Consider the following 3,473-nt stretch of genomic DNA (forward strand, 5'->3'; position numbering starts at 1 on the left):
AAAAAATAAAAGATTAAATACTCTAAGAAGATTAAGAAGTAGAATAAATTAACAAGTCCGCAATGAGCTACTTTCCCCCTGCCAGTAAGGCGTAGTATCATCACCCACGATGTGCTTAGCTTCTTGGTTCGGGATGGAGCAAGGCGTTTCCACATCTGTATAATCACGGACATTGTTATTTAAATATTCTTTGATGAATACTTAAAAAACAATGTTAAAAGCAAGTTAAAAACCTTTACTTTCTTTTTAAGGTAAAAACCTTAACAAGGAAGTGATGCTTATAAAAAGATAAGCCAAACGTTCTATTAGTACTGGTCAGCTAAAGGACTTTCATCCATTACACACCCAGCCTATCAAACAGCTAGTCTTGCTGAGAACTTAGAGAAGATTCATCTTAGAGTTGGCTTCACGCTTAGATGCTTTCAGCGTTTATCCTTTCCAAACTTAGCTACGCTGCGATGCTCTTGGCAGAACAACAGCTACACCAGTGGTTTGTTCAACCCGGTCCTCTCGTACTAGGGTCAAATCTCTTCAATCTTCTTACGCCCACGGCAGATAGGGACCGAACTGTCTCACGACGTTCTGAACCCAGCTCGCGTACCGCTTTAAATGGCGAACAGCCATACCCTTGGGACCTGCTCCAGCCCCAGGATGCGATGAGCCGACATCGAGGTGCCAAACCTCCCCGTCGATGTGAGCTCTTGGGGGAGATCAGCCTGTTATCCCCGGGGTACCTTTTATCCTTTGAGCGATGGCCCTTCCACACAGAACCACCGGATCACTAAGACCGACTTTCGTCTCTGCTCGACTTGTATGTCTTGCAGTTAAGCTGGCTTATACCTTTATACTCTACGAACGATTTCCAACCGTTCTGAGCCAACCTTTGTAAGCCTCCGTTATTATTTGGGAGGCGACCGCCCCAGTCAAACTACCCACCAGACATTGTCCCACTTGAGGATAACTCAAGCTGGTTAGCTACCCAAATAAGAAAGAGTGGTATCTCAACAATGGCTCATATACAACTGGCGTCATATACTCAAAGCCTCCCACCTATCCTGCACATTCTTATCCAAATAGCAGTGTCAAGCTGTAGTAAAGGTCCACGGGGTCTTTCCGTCTTGCCGCGGGTAGGAGGAATTTTCACCTCCACTACAATTTCACTGGATCCCTCTTTGAGACAGCTCCCATCTCGTTACGCCATTCATGCAGGTCGGTATTTAACCGACAAGGAATTTCGCTACCTTAGGACCGTTATAGTTACGGCCGCCGTTTACTCGGGCTTCGATCAAGAGCTTCGCTAATGCTAACCCCATCAATTAACCTTCGAGCACCGGGCAGGCGTCACACCCTATACATCCTCTTACGAGTTAGCAGAGTGCTGTGTTTTTGGTAAACAGTCGGGAGGGACTCTTTGTTGTAAGTTTCTTCGCTTTCGGAGTAAATCCTAGTACGAAGCGAACCACACCTTATACCGAAGATACGGTGCTATTTTGCAGAGTTCCTTAAAGAGAGTTCTTCCACGCGCCTTAGAATACTCATCCCACCCACCTGTGTCGGTTTACGGTACGGGCAACATTAGCTAAACTTAGAAACTTTTCTTGGCTCGACGGCATCAGGGGTTCTTCTATCCATCCGAAGACTTCAAAAAGCCTTTCAGCTCTCGGAGTATTCTTATACGGATTTGCCTGTATAAGCTCCTACGACCTTAGACTAGCACTTCCATCCGCTAGCCCCCTTAGCCCTAAGCGTCCTTCCATCGCACACTAATGTTGGTATTGGAATATTAACCAATTTGCCATCACCTACCCCTTTCGGACTCGGCTTAGGACCCGACTAACCCTACGATGACGAGCATCGCGTAGGAAACCTTGGGTTTACGGCGTTAATGATTCTCACATTAATTATCGCTACTCATGCCTGCATGCTCACTTCTATTCGCTCCAGCACTCCTTACCGGTATACCTTCGACGCAAATAGAACGCTCTCCTACCACTTGCATACAACTTAAACTACTTAATTTAGACTAAGAATATTTTTACTGATTTTACTAAGTTTTATTTCTATCTTTACTCTATAAAAATCAGTAAAAATATAACTTAGCTTCTATATTCTAAACTTAAATAATCTAAGTTGTATGCAAGTCTACAGCTTCGGTACTTACTTTAGCCCCGTTATATTTTCCGCGCAAAATCACTAGACCAGTGAGCTATTACGCTTTCTTTAAAGGATGGCTGCTTCTAAGCCAACCTCCTGGTTGTTTAAGTAACTTCACATCGTTTTCCACTTAAGTAAGATTTAGGGACCTTAGCTGGTAGTCTGGGTTGTTTCCCTCTTGACGACGGATTTTATCACTCGCCGCCTGACTGCTGTGATTACATATAAGGTATTCGGAGTTTGATAGGGTTTGGTACATTGGTGTATGCCCTAGCCCATTCAGTGCTCTACCCCCTTATACTACGACACAACGCTATACCTAAATATATTTCGGAGAGAACCAGCTATCACGAAGTTTGATTGGCCTTTCACCCCTATCCACAAGTCATCCCGGGGCTTTTCAACGCCTATGGGTTCAGTCCTCCACTAGTTCTTACACTAGCTTCAACTTGCTCATGGATAGATCACTTCGTTTCGGGTCTGCAGCATCTGACTAAGCGCCCTATTCAGACTCGCTTTCGCTACGGCTTCGCGTGTGCTTAACCTTGCCAGACACCACAACTCGCAGGCTCATTATGCAAAAGGCAGTCCATCACACTGTATTGCTACATAGTGCTCTGAATGATTGTAAGCAAATGGTTTCAGGTTCTATTTCACTCTGATCACCTCAGTTCTTTTCACCTTTCCCTCACGGTACTTGTGCACTATCGATCTGGTATTAGTATTTAGGGTTGGATCGTGGTCGACCCAGCTTCAGACAAAATTCCACGTGTTTCGCCCTACTCAGGATACTGCTAGCTAAAGTTCGGTTTTCGCATACGGGACTATCACCCTCTATGGCTACACTTTCCAGAGTGTTCTGCTAACCTCACTTATTGCACATTGCAGTCCTACAACCCCCAATGCAAGCATTGGGTTTGCCCTCTTGCGCTTTCGCTCGCCGCTACTGACGCAATCTCTATTGATTTCTTTTCCTGAGGGTACTAAGATGTTTCAATTCCCCTCGTTCGCTCCTATATTAGGTAAGGTATATCTCTATACCTTGGGTTGCCCCATTCGGAAATCTACGGATCAAAGCTTCTTGACAGCTCCCCGTAGCTTATCGCAGTCTAGTACGTCCTTCATCGCCTTTACCAGTCAAGGCATCCACCATTCGCTCTTAGTAGCTTACCTTTTTTACCTTTTTAGTTGATTCTAAAACGCATCACTTCCTTGTTAAAGTTTTTATAATAAGACTTTTTATTATCTTAAGACGGAAAGCATTTAAACACTTATATTAAGCAAAAATATAAGCTGTGAAGTTTAAAACTTATTCTTTA

At 44.2% G+C, this 3,473-nt stretch carries 2 rRNA genes; both read right to left on the bottom strand.

Annotated elements, in window-relative coordinates:
- Nucleotides 1-54: 54 nt before the first annotated feature.
- Nucleotides 55-171, bottom strand: a 5S ribosomal RNA gene (gene rrf, locus CQA69_RS08720).
- Nucleotides 172-284: 113 nt separating this feature from the next.
- Nucleotides 285-3,327, bottom strand: a 23S ribosomal RNA gene (locus CQA69_RS08725).
- Between the last annotated feature and the right edge of the window lie 146 nt (nucleotides 3,328-3,473).

Source organism: Campylobacter estrildidarum (assembly GCF_005406205.1).
GTDB classification, from domain to species: domain Bacteria; phylum Campylobacterota; class Campylobacteria; order Campylobacterales; family Campylobacteraceae; genus Campylobacter_D; species Campylobacter_D estrildidarum.